Consider the following 19,035-nt stretch of genomic DNA (forward strand, 5'->3'; position numbering starts at 1 on the left):
ATTTAATTGCATGCCATATATTAACAGGCCGGCTAAATTTCAATACAAATCAACGTATTATGTTATCACAACCTATTCAAGTAAGCTTTAATTTGCCCGGTGGTGCCGAAGTGGTTATAGAAACGGGTAAACTTGCACGTCAGGCAGATGGTGCGGTTACCGTTCGTCAGGGTAATTGTATCCTGTTAGCAACAGTTGTTGCCAATAAAGAACCAAAAGAAGGGCAGTCTTTTTTTCCGTTAAGTGTTGACTATCAGGAGAAATTTGGTTCAGCCGGTCGTATTCCCGGTTCTTTTTTCAAAAGGGAAGGCAGATTGAGTGATTACGAAATTTTAATATCACGGTTGGTTGACCGTGCATTAAGACCCTTATTTCCCGAAGATTATTTATGCGATGTGCAGGTGTTAATCACCCTTATATCTTCAGATAAAGAAGTATTGCCCGATGCTTTAGCTTGTTTGGCAGCATCTGCAGCTTTGGCTGTTTCTGATATTCCAATTAAAGAAATTATCTCTGAAGTAAGGGTGGGCAGAGTAAATGGTAATTATATCATTAACCCTGCAAGAACAGAAATTGAGCAGGCTGATATGGATTTTATTGTAGCAGCTACAGAAAAAAACCTGATGATGGTGGAAGGTGAAGCAAAAGAGTGTCAGGAAGAAGATTTGGTAAAAGTGTTGGAATTGGCGCATAATGCCATTCGTGTTCAAATTGAAGCACAAAAACAATTAAGAGATAAAAAGGGAATTACTGCTAAAAGAGATTATCCTAAACCTTTACAGGATGAAAATCTTCAAAAACAAGTACATGATTTCTGTGCTGAGAAAATATTAGAAATAGCCAGAAGTGCCAGCAGTAAAGATCAACGTTCAGAAGCTTTTACCAACCTGAAGAAAGCATTAATAGAACATTTAGGTGAAACTGCGGATGACAACATCAAATCATTAGCAAAAAAATATTTTGATGATTTGCAATGGGAGTTGGTGCGGAATATGATGCTGGATGAGAGAAAAAGATTAGATGGCCGCCAGCTTACAGAAATTCGCCCGCTTGCCATGGAGGTTGATGTTTTACCTTCACCGCATGGCTCAGCGCTTTTTACCCGCGGCGAAACACAATCACTCACTACTGTAACACTGGGTACGCCATTAGACCAGTTGTTAATTGAAAGTGCAGCTAAATCAGACTACTCTAAATTTATTTTGCATTACAATTTCCCTCCATTCTCAACCGGCGAGATAAAACCTATGCGTGGTCCGGGTAGAAGAGAAGTGGGGCATGGAAATTTAGCCATGCGCTCATTAAAACAAATGATGCCAGGTAATGAGTATCCTTATACCACTCGTATTGTGAGCGATATTTTAGAATCAAATGGCTCCTCATCTATGGCTACAGTTTGTGCGGGTTCTTTGGCACTGATGGATGCAGGTGTACCTATCCCAAAACATGTGAGTGGTATTGCAATGGGTTTAATTACCCGTTCAAGCGATAACAAATATGCCATTCTTACCGATATTCTAGGAGATGAAGACCATTTGGGCGATATGGATTTTAAAGTAACAGGCACTCGTGAGGGTATTTGCGGTGTACAAATGGATATAAAAATTGACGGCTTAAGTATGGAGTTAATGCGTGAAGCATTGAATCAGGCTAAAACTGCAAGGTTACATATTCTGGATGCAATGTATGCTGCTATTCCTGCTGCTCGTCCTGAAGTAAAACCGCATACACCAAGAATGGAAAAAATAATTGTTGACAAAGAATTTATTGGCGCCATTATTGGCCCTGGTGGTAAGGTTATTCAGGAATTACAACGCGAAACCGGCACTACCATTAATATTGAGGAAGTTGGTAATACCGGCGAGGTAAGTATATTCTCTGCAAATAAAGAAGGATTGGAGAAAGCTGTAGCCAAAATTAAAGCCATTGTGATGGTACCTGAAGTAGGTGAAGTTTATGATGCAGTGGTAAAAGGAATTAAAGAGTTTGGCGCTTTTGTTGAGTTTCTTCCCAAAAAAGAAGGCTTATTGCACATTAGTGAAATTAGCTGGAAACGTCTGGAAAATTTAGATGGCGTTTTAAAAGAAGGAGACAAACTAAAAGTTAAATTGATTGGTATTGATAACAAAACCGGTAAGTTTAAACTAAGCCGTAAAGTGTTAATGCCCAAACCTGATGCTAATAACAAACAGGCCGACGATGCATTGAATAATCAATAACTTTTTAAATTGTTATTAGCACAAAGCTGTTTACTGTTATAGTAGGCAGCTTTTTTTTGAAATAAAAACTAATATATACACAATGGTTTACACAAAAGTGAAGATACAATTACTTGATGCTGACCTAACAGAAATCTTTATTGCACAACTGGAAGCCTTAGGCTTTGATGGTTTTGAAGAAAATGCCGGATACTTATTGGCATATATTGTTGACAGTGATTTTGATGAACCAGTTTTAACAGCTTTATTACATCAATATGCCGTACATTTTACCATTGAACAAGTGCCTGAACAAAACTGGAATGCCAACTGGGAAGCCAATTTTTCACCCATTGTGATGGATAATTTTTTAGGAATAAGAGCCGACTTTCATCCTGCAATTCAACATGTGGAGCATGAGATTATTATTACGCCTAAAATGAGTTTTGGAACAGGTCATCATCCCACTACTTATTTGGTACTTAACTTGATGCGGCAAATTGATTTTAACCAAAAAACAGTATTCGATTTTGGAACAGGAACCGGTATTTTAGCCATTTTGGCCGAAAAATTGGGGGCAAATTCTATAAATGCAGTGGATTGTGATGAATGGAGCATACAAAATGCAGCTGAAAATTTTGAAATGAACAAAACAAAGTATTGCACCATTCAGCAAGCTAATTCAGCAGCCACAGAAAAACAATTTGACATTATTTTAGCCAATGTTAACAGAAATATTATTTTAGATAACCTTGATCATTTTATCAAAAATTTACCATCAAAAGGCTTAATTTTATTAAGTGGTTTATTGGTATCAGATGCAGCAGAAATAGAAAGCATCATTCATCAAAAATCAACCTGGCAGCAAAAAGCATTATTGGAAAAAGATGGATGGATTACTTTTTTATTTGAAGCATAATTTTTCTAACTAATTTTCGATATGAAATAATTCTGATTTTTTAAGGAAGGAAGTTTATATTTGGCATCCCAATTTCAATAAATTACAGTGTAGTATATATAAATTCTTAATTTAATTATTTATAACACCTGTGGTTAACTTGTAATAGAAGACATTTGTACAAATGAAAGAGATCATACTCATCATAGCAGCCTATTTAATTGGTTCTGTTCCTACATCAGTTTGGGTAAGTAAACGTTTTTTTGGAATCGATATTCGGGATTATGGCAGCGGTAACGCCGGTGCTACCAACACCTACAGAGTGCTGGGCAGTAAATGGGGCACTTTTGTGATGATAATGGATATGTTGAAAGGCGTTGTTGCTACTTCGCTCTATATACTTTACCCTGAATATTTAACCAATGAATTGCATCGTACCAATTTAATGATTGGATTAGGATTGGCTGCAGTACTTGGCCATATTTTCCCCATTTGGGCCGGATTTAAAGGAGGGAAGGGTGTAGCTACTTTGTTTGGTATGGCATTGGCCATTCAACCCATTGTTGCAGTAAGTTGTATAGGCGTGTTTTTAATTGTATTGTATTTAACTCGTTTTGTTTCTTTAAGTTCCATACTGGCAGGTGTTGCTTTTATGGTTTTAATACTTTTTATTTTTAATGAAAAAGAAACCTTGTACCGCATATTTGCTGTAATTGTAGCCCTGATGATCATTTTAACGCACCAAAAAAATATTTCGCGTATGATAAAGGGTACTGAGAGTAAAGTTCCTATTCTGAAACACAGAGACAGGCGAAAAAAAAGGAATGAATAATTCTATTGCACTGCTATACCTCACTTTATGTGTAATTATATTGCACATCATTTTTCTGTCAATTCTGCGAATATATGCGCTTCGGCATTAGTTTGATTAGTGTATGAGCCGTAATACCGTAACTAAAAATATAAATAATTTAAAAATATTATGTGATTTTATTTTAAATAAAAATTTATATGAAAGCAGCGCATCTATTTTATGCTTTAAAAAAGTATTATTTCTTTGCATTTTCTGGTATACTTATGCTGGCAATAAGTGGTTGTAGCCGAAATTCTATTACCGGAAGAAGTCAGTTAAGTTTGGTGCCTGAAAGTGATGTGCAGGCAATGGCTATTACACAATATCAATCTTTTTTGTCGGTTAATAAAGTAGTGCCTGCAACTACTAAAGATGCAGAAATGGTACAAAGGGTAGGGCATAGAATTGCCGAAGCCATTCAGAAATATTATACGGAACATGGACAACCCAACGCACTGAAAAATTATCATTGGGAATTTAATTTGGTAGATAGTAAAGAAATTAATGCCTGGTGTATGCCCGGTGGAAAAGTGGTAGTATATACCGGAATTTTACCGGTTACGCAAAATGAAACCGCATTAGCCATTGTTTTAGGGCACGAAATTACCCATGCGGTTGCAGGGCACGGTCGTGAAAGAATGAGCCAGCAACTTTTAGCACAAGGTATTGAAGTAGCCGGAAATGTGGCTTTGGCAACCAATACAAGAGCAGTTAATTTATTTAATCAGGTATATGCCCCTACCGCTCAGGTAGGTGTTTTATTACCCAACTCACGAAAACAGGAATATGAGGCCGATCATTATGGCCTCATATTCGCTGCAATGGCAGGATATGACCCTCGGGAAGCGATACCATTTTGGAAAAGAATGGAGGCTTTAGGAGGCGCCAAACCACCCGTTTTCCTGAGCGATCACCCGGCAGATGCAGACAGAATTCAAAAATTAGAGGCTTTAATGCCCGAAGCATTAACCTATTATCATCCGGTATCAGGTAATTAGGTCGGTAATAATCGGTAAATATTTGTCCTGTTTAAGATTCATTCTTAAAAATATCGGCAAAAACAGATTATTTTCATTAATTTTGCAATCCTGTTCATCTCCCAATTACATCACCTGAAATTTGTTTTAGGCATGTCAAATCAGAGTTTATTTGAAAAGTTAGAATTAAATAATGAAAGGGCAATTCTTATACAAGGACTGCCTTCTTCCATTGAAAAACAATTCGTTAAGCTATCTTACGCTAAAAATGTTACACCTTTATTAAAGTCGAAAAAGGTTGATTTTGCACTCATTTTTGCCATTAATATTTGCCAGTTAAATACTATTTTAAAAGAAGTATTTGCAGCTTTACACATGGAAAGCAAACTTTGGATAGCATTTCCAAAGCAAACCAGCAAAATTGTAAGTGATTTAAACAGAGATTGCAGTTGGGCCTGTTTAACCGATAAAGGGTATGAAACAATTGATCAGGTAGAAATTGACCATGTATGGAGTGCGATGCGGTTTAAAAAACTTGCCTCTGCCGTTGTGGTTGAAGAAACCGTTGTTTCTGTTAGCGGTGTGGTTGAAAATGAACCAAAAAAAGAAACCAAAAAGAGAATTGATTTTGATAAGAATTTAATTGTGCCGCCTGTTGAATTAGAAAAAATTTTTACGAAACATAAAAAAGCAAAAGAAATTTTTGCTGCATTGCCGGTTTCTCATCAAAAAGAATATGTAAGCTGGATTGAAGGGGCAAAAAAACAAGATACCAGGCAGCGCAGGCTGGAAGCTGTTATTGAAAAATTAATGGCGGGTAAGAAAAATCCGCTCGAAAAATAAATTATGGCATTTATTAATATAGAAATTAAAGCAAAATGCTTTCACCCCGAAAAAGTGGAAGCATTTTTAATTGGTGCAGGTGCTGATTTTAAAGGTATTGACTTTCAGAAAGATACTTATTTTAAGGTTGAAAACGGCAGACTGAAATTGCGTCAGGGAAATATTGAAAATAATCTTATTTATTATGAACGCTCCAATCAGTCAGGCCCCAAACCATCTTATTTTCAATTGGTACAGGTAAAAGACAGTAATATACTGTTAGATATGTTAACCCGTGCAATTGGTAAAAAAATTGTGGTTGATAAAAAAAGAAAAATTTTCTTCATTGAAAATGTAAAATTTCATATCGATGAAGTGGTTGGCTTAGGTTTTTTTGTAGAAATAGAAGCCAGTAATTTATTACATCCCGAAAAAACAGAACAGGAATTGCAGGCACAATGTACTGCTTATATGGATGCGCTGAATATACATGAAGAAGAATTATTGCAATATAGTTACAGCGATATGCTGATGGAGATGGATCTGCAATAAATTATTTTAAAATAACGGTACCTATTTTCTGTGTAAGTTCCCGTTCAATTGCTTTTAAATGCTTGTGCACTTCTATTAAACGTATTTGCTCCTCCATACTTGCATTTTCCATATCTTTCTGGTTTTGCACAAACATTTTTTTTATTTTCCTAAGTTTAAAATAATCAACGCTTAATAAAATATCCTGATGTGCTACATCCCGGTTGGTAATATTCAGGCCTTCAATTTTTTCATCCCATTTCTGGCTCAGTTCAAATGGCGAAACGGTGGTGGTAATTACCAACTGCCTGATGGCATTGTTTTCATGGTACAAAAATGTTTTTGCATCGGGTTGTTTATCCTGTTCATATAACTGCCTGTACTCTTGAATGGTTTGGTTAATTAAATCATTTTCAATTTCAAAATTTTCAATTTCCTGAAAAACAAAATCAGCCATCGTCATGGTTTCATCCCATTGCTTTAAACCATGCTCCAATAAGGCACGCAGTAAATTACGTTCCTGTAATTCATCCTGTTGCAGCAACGAAATTTCTTCGGTTGCAGTATTGGGTTGTGATGGCAGTGTAGACGTGGTTGAAGCATCAGCAAAACTATTTTTCTTTTCTGCTTTTGATATTTCATTTCTTTTGTAGGTATTAATCAGGTTATATAAACCTGCCTCATCTACATTTAGTAATGCAGCACTTTGCTTTATATAATGATGCTGTTTAGAAAAATCTTCAACTTTATTAATTTTACTGAGGCTTTCCGCAATTTGATTCACCACTGCATTTTTTTTTGCCACATCATTCCCCGCCTCTTTCAGCAATAACTCTAATTGAAAAAGAATAAAATCTTTTTTATTGGCAGCAACAAATTCATTAAAGGCAACGGATCCCAATTGGCGAACATAACTATCGGGGTCTTCATTATCCGGAATCAGTACCAGTTTTACATTCAGGCCTTCTTCCAGCGCCATATCCAATCCTCTTAATGCTGCTTTAACACCGGCAGTATCACCATCATAAATAATGGTTAAGTTGTTGGTGTATTTTTTAATGTTGCGCAATTGATCGATAGTGAGGGAAGTGCCACCACTGGCCACAACATTCTCAATACCTGCCTGATGCAGACTAATCACATCTGTATATCCTTCCACCAATAAACATTCATCAGCCTTATCAATAGCCTGACGGGCAAAGTAAATACCATACAGTACTTTGCTTTTAACGTAAATTTCGTTTTCAGGTGTATTGATGTATTTGGGTGCTTTATCGTTTTTGCCAATAATTCTGGCCCCAAAGCCAATAATTTTTCCGGTATTGTTGTGGATGGGAAAAATGATTCTGTTCCGGTAATTATCTACCCAGTCAGATTCATTTCTTCGAACAACCAATCCTGACTTCAACAAAAGTTCGGGATTGAACTGATAACTGATTAAATAGTTGGATAGTGGATGATTGGTGGAAGGGTTATATCCCAACTGAAACTTTTCGATAATCGCATCGGAAAAATCTCTTTCATACAAATAACTCAGTGCAATTTGCCGGCCTTCTTCTGTATGAAACAATGCATTTGAAAAAAATTTCTGGGCATGGCTGTTGAGGATATACAGGCTATCTGCAGTTTGCTGCTGTTGAACCTGTTCGGCACTTACCTCGGTTTCTTCAATGGGTACATGGTATCTTTCTGCCAGCCATTTTAAAGCCTCAACATAACTTAATTTGTTATGTTCCATTAAAAAAGTAATGGTATTACCACTTTTACCACATCCAAAACATTTGTACAGTTCTTTAACCGGCGATACGGTGAAGGAAGGAGTTTTTTCATTATGGAAAGGGCACAAACCCAAATAATTGGCACCGCGTTTTTTTAGTTTTACATAATCGCCAATTACATCGAGTATATCGATACGGTTTTTAATTTGTTCTATGGTTTGTGGGGTAATCATACAATTTGCAAATACGAATATCTGCAATTAGCAGGTGGTTTAAAAAATTTATTTGTAGTTTAGTGGCCTTACAAAAATATTAATATGTTAAAAAAGGAAAGGCAGGCATATATTCTGCAACAAATTAATATCCATAACAAAGTATTATCGTCTGATTTAAGCGTGCAAATGAATGTAAGTGAAGATACCATTCGGCGCGATTTACAGGAGTTGGATGAGCAGGGTAAAATAACCAAAGTACATGGTGGTGCATTATCGAAAGCCTTCCATTTTACTTTACAGAGCAATGTGGTATACCAGCAAACAGAAAAGCGTATGATTGCTCAAAAGGCCATTGCTTTATTAAGAGATGGTATGTTTGTACTCCTGTCAGGTGGTACTACCATTGTAGAAATGGTAAAAGTTTTACCAAAAGAATTGAGTGTAACATTCATTACAGTAAGCCTTCCGGTAGCATTGGAGTTATTAAATCATCCCAACAGTCAGGTTATTTTTTTGGGAAATTTACTGTCTAAAAACGCACAAATTGCTGTTGGTGCCGAAGTTGTAACTCGTTTAAGCGAAATAACCGCCGATATCTGTTTTTTAGGTACTAATAGCATTGACGCGGAAAAAGGCATTACTGATTTAGAATGGGAAGTAATTGAAGTAAAAAGAGCCATGATTAGCAGTGCGTTAAAAACGGTTTCATTAGCTATTTCAGAAAAAGTAAACACGGTACAACGCTTGCAGGTTTGTAAATTAGATGCCATTCATACCCTTATTACTGAATTAGAGCCTACACATTCTCGCTTAGAGCCCTATAAAACTGCCGGTCTTCAAATTTTATAAGTACCATCTCAGGCATTTTAAGGTGTATTATGCTGTTTTAATGTTGCAATATTTTGCGTTTTTTAAATAAAAATGTAAAATTTTGCCGATTTTTATTTTTTTTCTTAGAATTTTTTATGTAATTATGTGATGCTATTATTAAAAGGCATCTTTACATTTATGTAGAAGAAAAATAATTTTATTATTGCGTTTTATTGCGTTATTCTGCATTTGTTCATGTTTTTTATAAATAGATTACGGCTACTTTCTGGAAATATTTAATTAACCAAAACTCTATTTATGAGAAGAAGAATTAAAAACTGCTTATTCTTTATTTTGTTTCTTACTTTCATTTTAGGAAGTATTCAAGAACTAACTGCGCAAACATCTATTATTTCAGGAAAAATTTTAGATGCAGAAAGTAAATTACCGTTAGAAGGTGTTACAATCAAAGTTCAAGGAACAAACATAGTTTCACAGTCTGACGAGAATGGTGCTTTTTCTATAAAGGCAAAAATTGGCCAGACTTTAATGGTAACACATATAGGGTTTTTAAATCAGCACATTAAAGTAAATACAAAATCTGTTGTAATTATATTACAAAGTCTAGCAACACAATTAGATGAAGTAGTGGTAACAGGTACTTCTGAAGGTACTACCAAGCGTCAATTAGGAAGTTATATTGCAACTGTAAAATCAGATCAGTTAGCTAATGCTACAAGTGGCAATGTTTTAGCTGCTTTGCAGGGAAAAACAGCAGGGGCACAGATTACACAAAATTCAGGTGACCCTGCAGGAGGGATATCTGTGAGATTGCGGGGAATTAGTACGATTTCTGGTTCATCTGAGCCGCTTTACATAATAGATGGCGTAATAGTTGATAATTCAACAAACAGAGTTACAAATACAGATCCAAGTTATTCAGGGCAAAATTTTGTAGGTACTATAGGTACCAATAGATTAGCTGATATAAATCCTGAAGACATTGATCATATTGAGGTATTAAATGGTGCTGCTGCAACTGCCGTTTATGGATCACGTGCAAATGCAGGGGTAATTCAAATTTTTACAAAAAGAGGAAGTATCGGAGCGCCTGTTGTTAATTTTTCAACAAATGTTGGAATTAATCAGCTTCGAAAACAAATACCGGTAAATATTGCGCCTGTTAAATTTGGCGGGGATCCTATGTTGCAAACCCAAACTATTTTAACGCCATCTATAACAAACACTACTGCTGTTCAACGTTATAATTATCAAGATTATATTTTTCAAACAGGGTTAAGGAATGAAAATAATATTTCTGTTTCCGGGGGTAAGGATAAAACCAAATATTATGCATCGGCTGGGTATTTATATAATGAAGGTATTATAAGAAACACAAATTTTAGCAGATATAGTTTTCGATTGAATTTAGAGCAAATAATGACAAAATGGATGTCTTTTAATTTAACTACAAATTATATTTACGATTTTGATAATGAAAAGCCAGATGGTAATACTTTTTTTTCGCCAACTAATGCAGTAACTATTATTGGTAATTATTATGATATTCAGAAGAGAGATGCATTAGGGAATATTCAGGCTGTTGGTGAAAGAGGAAGGGTAAATCCAGTTTCGGTAATTGAAGATTTTAAACAAAAGCAAACTGTTAGCAGAATAATAAGTGGTATTGGGTTAAAAATAAATCCAATTAAAAATTTATCTTTTGATTACCACATGGGAATTGATAATTATGCTCAAAATGGAATTACTTATTTACCCCCTTATGCTTATAATGTAAGTACTGCATTTTATGGCGGAGGGCCAACATTAGATCCCACATTAAATGGATATGCAAGTACAGCCACAAATACTTATTTTCAAATTAATCATGATGCTAATTTAACTTATCGGTTTAATATCAATAAAAATCTTTCTTCAGTAACTCAACTTGGTTATTCTCAACAGTATATTAAAAATTATTATACATTATTGCAGGGGAGAGGCTTACCACCAAGTGTACAATCGGTAGGTGGAGCAAGTACTTTGTTACCAGGATCTGATCAACGAAGTGAGGTTTCAATTTCCGGAGAATTTATCCAACAGAATTTTAAATACAGGAATCAATTTTTTGTTACCGGGGCAATAAGAGTAGACGGTTCATCAGTTTTTGCCACATCGCAAAGAAATCAGGTATATACAAAACTTAGTGGAAGCTATGTTATTTCCGGTACTGATTTTTGGGGAAAACTTAGATTATCAAATTGGTGGAATCTGTTTAAAATCAGGTCAGCTTATGGTGAATCAGGAAATTTGACAGGAATACCTGCTTATGGAAGGTTTAATACACTATTTGCTTCTCCATTTTTAGGGCGTGCTTCTTTCCAAACCGGCAGTGCATATACAAACCCAGATATTAAACCGGAAAGGCAAAATGAGATTGAGATAGGAACTGATATGGCATTCTTTAATAATCGTATAAATGTAACTTTTAACTACTATAATAAGAAAGTGACCGATTTAATTATAAATCGTTTAATTGCACCTACAAATGGTTATTCGAGTTTATGGGATAATATAGGTTCACTTAAAAATCAGGGTTACGAACTTGTCTTAAATCTTGTTCCTGTTCAAAAGAAAAATTTTACTTGGGAATCTACAATAATTTATAATCACAATAAAAATGAAGCTACCAATATCGGCCAGCAACTTATTTTGTATAATACCAATGGAGGTGCTCCGGTTGCAATTATTGCCGGACAACCAATAGGTGTTTTTTATGGAACATTCTTTGCCAGAGATAACAATGGCGGATTAATTAAAAATACTTCCGGAATACCACTAACTGAAGCAGGAACACAAAATTCGGTACTGAATTATACTCCGGGCAGAAACCAGTCTGGCCTCCCCTCCGGTTCTGTATTACAGAAAGTAATAGGTAATCCCAATCCAAAATATACAGGAACAATTACAAATGATTTTACCTATCGAAAGTTTTTATTACACATACAAATAGATGCCGTACAAGGAGTTGATGTATTTAATGCTGATTTTAGAACACGACAGGGGGTAGATAATGGTGTTATAGCTCAGCAAGAAGATTTAGGGCAAATACCTCGAGGTTATGTTGCCGGCGTGTATCCAATACAAGAATGGAGAATTGATAATGGTAGTTTTGTAAAACTTAGAGAAATTTCAATTGCTTATCGAATTGGTAATATAAAATATTTTAAAGATTTAACTGTAAATTTAAGTGGACGAAATTTAATTTCATGGGATAACTATAAAGGGTACGATCCGGAAGTAAATGCCGGCGGGCAAAGTACTATTCTACGTGGTATTGATTTTGGTACCGTGCCAATTCCTAAAACATTCAGTATAGGAATTAATACTAAATTTTAATTTTTAAATTTTATTTTATGAAAAATAATATAAATGTATTTCTATTTTTATTTGTAATTTTAATTACTTCATGTTCAAAAAAATTTACAGATCCTTCCGGTCCATCTGTCCAACAGGCTTTTAATTCTCCTCAATCACTTACTGCCGTTGCTGTAGGATTGCAAAATTGGTATACTGCGGGCAGAGGAGGTAATGTATACAATTACATCTCAACAAGTGGCCTATTGGCAAATGAATTATTTGTTGTAAATGCAGGCAATACAGATGAGCAGCAATTTTATGCAGGAGGTAATTTTGTTTTAAACACCAATGGAATTGCTACAAGTATGTGGTCTGTTTCTAATAAAATTATAGCTGATGCAAATAATATCATGAATAATTTATCTGTTGTAAAAGACCCGGGCTATGCAAGTGGGTTATTGGCTTATGCATCAATATTTAAAGCTTTAGCTATGGGAAATTTAGCAACTTTTTGGAACAATATCCCTGATACCATTGGCTCTAAAGTAAATTTTATAAGTAGTAATGATGGATTTAATAAAGCACTTGGTGTTATAAATAATGCTATTAATGTAATAAATACAACATCTCCAAATACTTCTTTTTTGAATAATATACCGGCAGGTATAGATTTACTGAATACTTTATACGCATTAAAGGCAAGATATTCTTTATTTGTTGGTAATTATTCTGATGCACTTTCAGCAGCTAACTTAGTTAATTTAAGTACTAAATCTATTTTCAATTATAATACTATTACATTAAATCCAATTTTTTCAATTGCGGCCTCGACAAATAATGTATATCAGCCAACAGATAGTAATCTTGGCCTACCAGCAGGTATTCAGCCAGATCCGAGTGATGCTCGTTTACCATTTTATTTATCTACAAATGCCATTGCACCAATTTATAGAATAAAAGGCTTTTTTAATACTTCCACAGGTAGTATACCTGTTTATTTGCCAGGAGAAATGACTTTAATTAAGGCAGAAGCTTATGCCAGACTAAATGACTTGCCAAATGCTTTAATTCAACTAAATATTGTTGTAACTAAATCACCTTCTTCAGATCCATTCGGGATTGGTGCTAACCTTCCACCAACTAGTTATACAGATCAAAATGATTTATTAAACAAAATTTATAAGAACAGATGTATTGAACTTTATATGTCTGGTTTAAAATTAATTGATGAAAGAAGATTTAACAGAAACGTTTCTGAACGTAAAAGAAACTATTTACCTTTTCCATTTGTCGAAAGAAATGATAATCCAAATACGCCTAATGATCCTCCCTTTTAGTATAGTTCAATTTTTAACTATTTTTAACAGCGATTCAAATAAGTTTTTGTTTCGCTGTTTAAATTTGTTGTTATAAAAGTTAGTAGTAAATCAAGTTATTAATCATATTTATATTTGGTAAAATTTTTTATAATGAAATTGATTTTAGTGTTTCTTAGTTTTTTTTGTTTTTCAATATTTACTTCCCATGCCCAACTTTTAAAAGGCTTATTGAAAAATAATGCCAAAGATTCAAGTGTTGCGAATGGCGTTGCGGCGCTGGGTAATTTGGTAAAGGGCAATGGTTCAGGTACCGGGCTTTCTAAAGATGATATTATTGATGGCTTAAAACAGGCGTTGGAAGTGGGTGCGAATAAAAGTGTTACACAACTTTCGTCACTGGATGGTTATTTTAAAAACAATGCTATTAAAATTTTAATGCCACCTGAGGCTCAAAAAGTTGAAAATACATTGCGTAACATGGGTTTGGGTAACGAAGTAGATAATGCTATTTTAACCATGAACCGCGCTGCTGAAGATGCTGCAAAGAGTGCTGCTCCTATTTTTGTAAATGCCATTAAAGGCATGATCATTCAGGATGGTATGCAACTTTTAAAAGGAGGAGATTCTGCAGCTACCCATTATTTAAGAGAAAAAACAACTGCATCATTAACCACTTCTTTTAAACCAATTGTTGAACAATCATTGGTGAAAGTAGATGCTACCAAATACTGGAATAGCGTTTTCTCAACCTATAATAAAGTTCCGTTTGTAAAAAAAATAAATCCTGATTTAACAGGATATGTTACCGAAAAAGCGCTGGATGGTTTGTTTTATCAGGTTGCACAGGAAGAGCAAAAAATCAGAAAAGATCCTGTTGCCCGAACAACCGATTTGTTGAAAAAAGTATTTGCGCAATAATGGAGTCTATACCGGCTTTTATGCAATCTTATAAATGCCTATACAGATTAAAATAGCGGCTAAAAGGGCTACAAAAAATTTATATTTATCCCAATAATAACGTTGTTTCTTTTCCTGCAATAGTTTTTCTATTGCAGTTTTTTGTGTAGTACCATCAAAGGATAGTCTGATTTCAATGGTTTCATATAATTGCAGGCTGTTCTTGTAGTTCAATGCATGTAATAAAGCAATGAGTTGGCTTCGTATTTTTTCAATTAAAATTGTATTTGATTCTTCTTTTAAAATCAACAGATTATTGGCTGATAAAATAATTTCAGTAACCATCAATAATACGGCATCTTCATTAACGTTATCGGCTTGTTGTAGTACTTTTTTCTGTAGTTGTATACATTCAGCCAATATTGAAGCACCATTTGTAATGGTATAGGCAGGTAAATGTGCTGCATAATATTTTAAATGAAAGGCCCTGCGTTGTTCGGGATTGGAAAGAACAGTATAGGCCTCATTTATTTTTTTAAAATAATCATCCAACATTTCTGAATTGCCGGTTTTATCAGGATGATACTGCATGGCTAATTTTCGATACGCTTTTCTGATGGCGCCATCACTGGCATTGGGTGCAACCCGTAATATTTGATAATAATCTTCCATCCAATTCATTCATTGTTTGTTGGCTATAAGTATAACAATCTGTTCAGCTGGTTGTTGGGTATTAAAATGGAATACCCAGATTAATGTAAGGAAGCAACATTTTACTCTGATCAGAATACATAGCACTGATTTCTAATGGTCCTAATACAAAATTATAGCCAAATGAAATAGAATAGCCCGATAAAAATTTGGCTTTTTCAGGCATAAAATTTCCATCTACAAAATCATAAAAAGCACCATTGGCTTTTGTGATGATATAACCATTGTTAAATATCTGATAACGCAATCCAACCTGCATGGCTGCAATGCTATTGGTAACAACGGATCCTTCTGCCAATCCTGCAAATGTAATTTGGTTTTTATACACATTTGTTAAGCCGCCCACATTAAAGGCATTAATTACATCACCGGTATTTCTCCAATTCAATCCGCCCTGAAATTGGGTAAATAAAGTTTTTCGTTTGGTGAGTGGAATATATTTTTCGGCATTTACAAACGCTCTGTAATAACTTTTGTAATGAATGCCAAGTGAATCGGGATTAGAAATTTCATTGCCATTTAAATAATATTCTATATTAGGATTTTGATTGATGACTTCTCCAAATTCTATATCTGTTTTACTGCCATTTTTCGGGTAAATGGGGTTGGTTAAAGAATTGGCTTTGATAAACAAATAAGGGTTCAAATAACTGATGCCTCCCCGGGCTTCAAAGGCTGCGGGCAATTGTGGATGATAATTTAAATTTTCAAATCGGGTGCCCGCACCTAGCGAAAGTTCACGCGTTGGCGAGTAGCGTAAATTAACATCAGCCAAAAAATAGCCTTGTTTAAATAATCCCTGTTTGGTAAAATTATTGTAACTGTTAATGTTTAATGATTCAATTTGTGTAGTGGCAGTCAATGAAAATAATTTGTGTTTGCCAAAATATTGAATATGCTCACCGCGCAATCTCATATTCTCCCCAATATTTACTGTTACCTGACTTTTAGAATAGGGCGTAAAAAAATCGCGACTGGTAATATTGGCAATTAAACTAATGCCTGTAAACTGATTGTAATTTACGCCAAGTTTGGCAAATGTTAAGGGATTTTCTTCAACATCAAATACTATTTGTGCAGTACTATCTGTAATGGGTAGCAATGAATATAAAATTTTATTGTAATATCTCGTGCCAAAGGCTTTGCGAATATGTTCCGACAAATCAACTGCAGTATACCATTGGTTCAGAGTAAACTGCATTCTTTTTAAAAAGAAATTGGCATCTGTTTGATGCAGGCCATTTATACTACATGCAGTAATTTTTACTGCACGTAGGTTTGGCAATGCCTGTTTTTGAAAATGCAGATTGCCATACAAAGCTTGCAGCGAATCGGCAAGATGTTTAAAAATGGGATAATATTTTTCACCGGTTTTATTACCTGAATCAATAATTTCATCAGCCGAGCCAAAACTGCCCATGTTGTAATCTTCTAAATCATGCGGAATATAAATATTGCAAAGGGCTTTCTCTTTAATGGCATCTTCATCATTTCTGAAAAATGCTATTTGTAACAGTACCTGAATAATATTATTAATTTTATCTTTCGGTAATAAGCCACTGGCTACATTACTGCCAATTAAAAAATCTGCTCCCATTTTTTGTGCATCAATTACCGGAAAGTTTCTTACCACGCCACCATCTACTAATTTTTTCCCCTGATAATTTACGGCAGTAAAAACAGAAGGTATGGCCATGCTGGAACGAATGGCATATACAATTTCGTTACTGTCTAATACCACGCCATCGCCGGTAGAAATGTTTGTGGCGATGCATTCAAACGACTTTGAAAATTTTTTAAAGTTTTTTATTTTATAAGCAGGAAAGTACAATTCATTTAATTTTAGCCATAACTCTTCTGATTCAATTACGCCACTGGGTAGTCGGAAGCTATTGTTTACCCAGGGCAGTTCAATGGCATATTTGCCGTAATCTACTTTTTCCTGCATGCTGAAGGATCGGAGCGAAATATTGTTGGAGAGTAATTGATCCCAGTTGGTTTGCCTGGCTATTTGTTCAATGGTATCTGCCGAGTATCCCAATGCATATAAAGAACCAATTACAGCACCCATACTGGTGCCTGTAACATATTTTATAGGTAGTTGAGCAGAATCGATTGCTTTTAATACGCCAATATGGGCTAATCCTTTTGCGCCACCCCCACTTAAGGTTAATCCTACTGCAGGATGTTGCGCCAACAATTTGGTGGAAAGTATAAAAAGCAGGAAAAAAAATGTAAGGACTTTCATACCATGAATGAAATGTGAATTTACAGGAAACCATGCGAGTAACAAAATGGGTATTAGAATCCTTTGAATTGAAGTGTGGTATTTTGTTATTCCAAACGTTTTTGAAACATATCATCAATTTTCCTAAATAAATGTTGTGGTTTAAAAACGCGCCATTCAGGTATATCTAACAGTTCAATGTAATAATTTAATTTTTTCTTTCTAAAATCCTGTTGTGTGGCTTCAGGCATATTTAAAGCTACAATCCAGCCGTTTTCTTCGGTAACCTCATCAAACCATTCCTGATAATACTCCCTGTCGCTGCTATGGAAATTCAATACATTTTCAGTAATTAAAATGTATTTGGTAATGTGTTCCGAAAATAATGGGTCTAATACTTCCCGCTTCAGTTCCATAATATCGTTTTCAATGGCATCATTCCATTCGCCAATCATTTCAATTATGGCATAATGATAGTCGTAATCTGCAAAAAGTATTTTAAGGTACAGTGTTTTACTTCCAAAATCGTCCCATTGCGGATGAATATAATAGTTATAGATGGTTTGTGAATATTCAAATTCACTATATGTTTTTCCATAGAAAGGAGAGTGTTTGTCTTCTTCAGAAATATAAATATGCCGCCAGTTATAAAAAGGTTCAATATTATGCATGGTGATTTGTTCTGGCGGCCTCAATTGCTTTTTTTACGCTGCCATACTGCAATAATAAAGATTTTGCCTGTTCGTAGTTATGGTTGTGCAAATGTTCCATTACCATTTTTGCACCTCTGTCTACCAGCTTGGCGTTGGTGAGCTGCATATTTACCATTTTATTGTCTTCAACTCGTCCTAATTGAATCATTACACTGGTTGAAATCATATTCAATACCAGTTTTTGGGCAGTGCCGCTTTTCATGCGGGTACTGCCGGTAACAAATTCGGGGCCTACAATTATTTCAACCGGATAATCAGCTATTGAACTGATAGTAGAGTGAGGGTTACAGGAAATACTTCCGGTGGGTATATTTCTTTTTTTACAGGCTTCTAAAGTACCCACTACATAAGGGGTTGTACCACTGGCAGCTAAGCCAATTACAAAATCATTTTTTGTTACTCTGTAGCTTTCTAAATCTTTCCAGCCCTGTTCTAAGCTATCTTCTGCATTTTCTACGGCGTGGGTAATGGCTTTATCACCCCCGGCAATAATGCCTACTACCAGCCCGTAAGGAACACCATAGGTTGGGGGACATTCGCTGGCATCTAAAATACCGAGGCGGCCACTGGTGCCGGCACCTAAGTAAAATAAACGGCCACCGGCCAGCATTACATCTGTAATGGCAGCTACCAGATTTTCTATTTGCGGAATGGCTTTTTCAACAGCAAGCGGAACGGTTTTGTCTTCCTGATTGATTTTTTGCAATAGTTCTTTTATAGACATTTTCTCTAAATGTCTGTACGGAGAAGGTTGTTCTGTAATTCTCATTAATTCACGCATAAAAC

At 35.1% G+C, this 19,035-nt stretch carries 15 protein-coding genes; 10 read left to right on the plus strand and 5 right to left on the minus strand.

Annotated features, from left to right (window positions below):
- Positions 1-59 precede the first annotated feature (59 nt).
- The 6 genes from pnp (at position 60) to EO766_RS05050 (ending at position 6,300) form a co-directional block, all read left to right on the plus strand.
- Positions 60-2,219: a polyribonucleotide nucleotidyltransferase gene (pnp, locus tag EO766_RS05025; protein ID WP_074420881.1), complete on the plus strand. Its 2,160-nt coding sequence runs from the start codon at positions 60-62 to the stop codon at positions 2,217-2,219.
- Between the two features lie 82 nt (positions 2,220-2,301).
- A complete protein-coding gene (prmA, locus tag EO766_RS05030) occupies positions 2,302-3,117 on the plus strand; it encodes a 50S ribosomal protein L11 methyltransferase (RefSeq protein WP_074420882.1) in 816 nt (271 codons plus the stop codon).
- Between the two features lie 163 nt (positions 3,118-3,280).
- Complete coding sequence (gene plsY / locus EO766_RS05035) at positions 3,281-3,928, plus strand: glycerol-3-phosphate 1-O-acyltransferase PlsY (protein ID WP_074420883.1); 648 nt, start codon at positions 3,281-3,283, stop codon at positions 3,926-3,928.
- A gap of 179 nt (positions 3,929-4,107) precedes the next feature.
- Positions 4,108-4,947 carry a M48 family metallopeptidase gene (locus tag EO766_RS05040; RefSeq protein WP_081301373.1) on the plus strand — a complete coding sequence of 280 codons (840 nt, stop codon included), beginning with the start codon at positions 4,108-4,110 and terminating at the stop codon, positions 4,945-4,947.
- Positions 4,948-5,079: 132 nt separating this feature from the next.
- Positions 5,080-5,769 carry a YdeI/OmpD-associated family protein gene (locus tag EO766_RS05045; protein WP_074420884.1) on the plus strand — a complete coding sequence of 230 codons (690 nt, stop codon included), beginning with the start codon at positions 5,080-5,082 and terminating at the stop codon, positions 5,767-5,769.
- A gap of 3 nt (positions 5,770-5,772) precedes the next feature.
- Positions 5,773-6,300 (plus strand): class IV adenylate cyclase, encoded by a 528-nt coding sequence (locus EO766_RS05050; RefSeq protein ID WP_074420885.1) that lies wholly within the window; start codon positions 5,773-5,775, stop codon positions 6,298-6,300.
- A gap of 1 nt (position 6,301) precedes the next feature.
- Here EO766_RS05050 and dnaG read toward each other — a convergent pair whose 3' ends face one another.
- Entirely contained in the window at positions 6,302-8,230 is a 1,929-nt protein-coding gene (gene dnaG, locus EO766_RS05055; RefSeq protein WP_074420886.1) for a DNA primase, read from the minus strand.
- 84 nt (positions 8,231-8,314) lie between these two features.
- Between dnaG and EO766_RS05060 the strand changes: the two genes are divergently transcribed.
- From EO766_RS05060 to EO766_RS05075, 4 genes are all read left to right on the plus strand, one after another.
- The gene (locus tag EO766_RS05060) at positions 8,315-9,061 is read left to right on the plus strand and encodes a DeoR/GlpR family DNA-binding transcription regulator (protein ID WP_074420541.1); all 747 of its coding nucleotides are present in this window, start codon (positions 8,315-8,317) and stop codon (positions 9,059-9,061) included.
- Between the two features lie 279 nt (positions 9,062-9,340).
- Positions 9,341-12,421: a SusC/RagA family TonB-linked outer membrane protein gene (locus EO766_RS05065; RefSeq protein ID WP_074420887.1), complete on the plus strand. Its 3,081-nt coding sequence runs from the start codon at positions 9,341-9,343 to the stop codon at positions 12,419-12,421.
- Between the two features lie 17 nt (positions 12,422-12,438).
- Positions 12,439-13,719 (plus strand): RagB/SusD family nutrient uptake outer membrane protein, encoded by a 1,281-nt coding sequence (locus EO766_RS05070; protein ID WP_074420097.1) that lies wholly within the window; start codon positions 12,439-12,441, stop codon positions 13,717-13,719.
- Between the two features lie 132 nt (positions 13,720-13,851).
- Complete coding sequence (locus tag EO766_RS05075; protein WP_074420098.1) at positions 13,852-14,619, plus strand: DUF4197 domain-containing protein; 768 nt, start codon at positions 13,852-13,854, stop codon at positions 14,617-14,619.
- A gap of 18 nt (positions 14,620-14,637) precedes the next feature.
- On the opposite strand, the gene EO766_RS05080 is transcribed toward EO766_RS05075, so the two are convergent.
- The 4 genes from EO766_RS05080 to murQ all read right to left on the minus strand — a co-directional run bounded on the left by EO766_RS05080 (position 14,638) and on the right by murQ (position 19,030).
- On the minus strand, positions 14,638-15,279 hold the full coding sequence (locus tag EO766_RS05080) for a J domain-containing protein (protein WP_074420099.1): 642 nt from the start codon (positions 15,277-15,279) through the stop codon (positions 14,638-14,640).
- Positions 15,280-15,331: 52 nt separating this feature from the next.
- Positions 15,332-17,557: a patatin-like phospholipase family protein gene (locus tag EO766_RS05085; RefSeq protein ID WP_074420100.1), complete on the minus strand. Its 2,226-nt coding sequence runs from the start codon at positions 17,555-17,557 to the stop codon at positions 15,332-15,334.
- An 86-nt stretch (positions 17,558-17,643) separates the two neighbouring features.
- Positions 17,644-18,207, minus strand: a complete 564-nt coding sequence (locus EO766_RS05090) for a hypothetical protein (RefSeq protein ID WP_074420101.1) — start codon at positions 18,205-18,207, stop codon at positions 17,644-17,646.
- Positions 18,200-19,030 (minus strand): N-acetylmuramic acid 6-phosphate etherase, encoded by an 831-nt coding sequence (gene murQ / locus EO766_RS05095; protein WP_074420102.1) that lies wholly within the window; start codon positions 19,028-19,030, stop codon positions 18,200-18,202. Before murQ ends, EO766_RS05090 begins: the two co-directional genes overlap by 8 nt.
- Between the last annotated feature and the right edge of the window lie 5 nt (positions 19,031-19,035).

This window comes from Hydrotalea sp. AMD (assembly GCF_004100315.1).
In the GTDB taxonomy this organism is placed as follows: Bacteria; Bacteroidota; Bacteroidia; order Chitinophagales; family Chitinophagaceae; genus Hydrotalea; species Hydrotalea flava.

What these genes read in the sequence shown, in the direction of transcription:
- prmA (WP_074420882.1), top strand. Translation starts at nt 2,302, where the DNA reads ATGGTTTACACAAAAGTGAAGATACAATTACTTGATGCTGACCTAACA.
- EO766_RS05080 (WP_074420099.1), bottom strand. Translation starts at nt 15,279, where the DNA reads ATGAATTGGATGGAAGATTATTATCAAATATTACGGGTTGCACCCAAT.
- murQ (WP_074420102.1), bottom strand. Translation starts at nt 19,030, where the DNA reads ATGCGTGAATTAATGAGAATTACAGAACAACCTTCTCCGTACAGACAT.
- dnaG (WP_074420886.1), bottom strand. Translation starts at nt 8,230, where the DNA reads ATGATTACCCCACAAACCATAGAACAAATTAAAAACCGTATCGATATA.
- pnp (WP_074420881.1), top strand. Translation starts at nt 60, where the DNA reads ATGTTATCACAACCTATTCAAGTAAGCTTTAATTTGCCCGGTGGTGCC.
- EO766_RS05090 (WP_074420101.1), bottom strand. Translation starts at nt 18,207, where the DNA reads ATGCATAATATTGAACCTTTTTATAACTGGCGGCATATTTATATTTCT.
- EO766_RS05040 (WP_081301373.1), top strand. Translation starts at nt 4,108, where the DNA reads ATGAAAGCAGCGCATCTATTTTATGCTTTAAAAAAGTATTATTTCTTT.
- EO766_RS05060 (WP_074420541.1), top strand. Translation starts at nt 8,315, where the DNA reads ATGTTAAAAAAGGAAAGGCAGGCATATATTCTGCAACAAATTAATATC.
- EO766_RS05050 (WP_074420885.1), top strand. Translation starts at nt 5,773, where the DNA reads ATGGCATTTATTAATATAGAAATTAAAGCAAAATGCTTTCACCCCGAA.
- EO766_RS05070 (WP_074420097.1), top strand. Translation starts at nt 12,439, where the DNA reads ATGAAAAATAATATAAATGTATTTCTATTTTTATTTGTAATTTTAATT.
- EO766_RS05065 (WP_074420887.1), top strand. Translation starts at nt 9,341, where the DNA reads ATGAGAAGAAGAATTAAAAACTGCTTATTCTTTATTTTGTTTCTTACT.
- EO766_RS05045 (WP_074420884.1), top strand. Translation starts at nt 5,080, where the DNA reads ATGTCAAATCAGAGTTTATTTGAAAAGTTAGAATTAAATAATGAAAGG.
- EO766_RS05085 (WP_074420100.1), bottom strand. Translation starts at nt 17,557, where the DNA reads ATGAAAGTCCTTACATTTTTTTTCCTGCTTTTTATACTTTCCACCAAA.
- plsY (WP_074420883.1), top strand. Translation starts at nt 3,281, where the DNA reads ATGAAAGAGATCATACTCATCATAGCAGCCTATTTAATTGGTTCTGTT.
- EO766_RS05075 (WP_074420098.1), top strand. Translation starts at nt 13,852, where the DNA reads ATGAAATTGATTTTAGTGTTTCTTAGTTTTTTTTGTTTTTCAATATTT.